Genomic DNA, 429 nt, shown 5'->3' with positions numbered 1-429 from the left:
TGAGCCCGCAGGCATCCACCAAGCTCACGCTGGCGAGATCCTCGCGCAGCCGCCAGCCCTTGCGGGTCAGGCTGACCAGCACCTGACGCTCGTCGTGCGCGGCGCGCTGCCGTTGCAGGTAGCCCATCGCCTCGAGCTTCTTCAGGATCGGCGTGAGCGTGTTCGACTCGAGGAACAGCTTCTCGCCGAGCTGGCTGACGGTCTGCTCGTCCTGCTCGGAGGCCGCCACCAGCGTGATGTACTGCGTGTAGGTGAGCCCCAGCTCGTCCAGCACCGGCTTGTAGGCCTTGCCGAACGCCAGGTTCGCCGAGTAGACGGCGAAGCAGAGAAAATCGGCGAGCTTCGGGACGGCCGGCTCGGCCTTGTCCTTGCGGGTCATGGGCGCCCCTGTCGATGCATGGTGTCGAAGCGCGGATTATATATCGGATG

The 429-nt window shown here is 65.5% G+C and carries 1 protein-coding gene; it reads right to left on the bottom strand.

The window, feature by feature from the left end; translation table 11 throughout:
* Positions 1-379 (bottom strand): MarR family winged helix-turn-helix transcriptional regulator (locus tag FQ705_RS03845; RefSeq protein WP_144138097.1); only part of this gene is annotated, 379 nt, incomplete at its 3' end.
* Positions 380-429: the final 50 nt, after the last annotated feature.

This window comes from Paraburkholderia sp. BCC1884 (genome assembly GCF_900996225.1).
GTDB lineage: Bacteria > Pseudomonadota > Gammaproteobacteria > Burkholderiales > Burkholderiaceae > Paraburkholderia.
The sequence above is the reverse complement of the archived record's forward strand: the minus strand, read 5'-3'. Positions and strand labels throughout refer to the sequence as shown.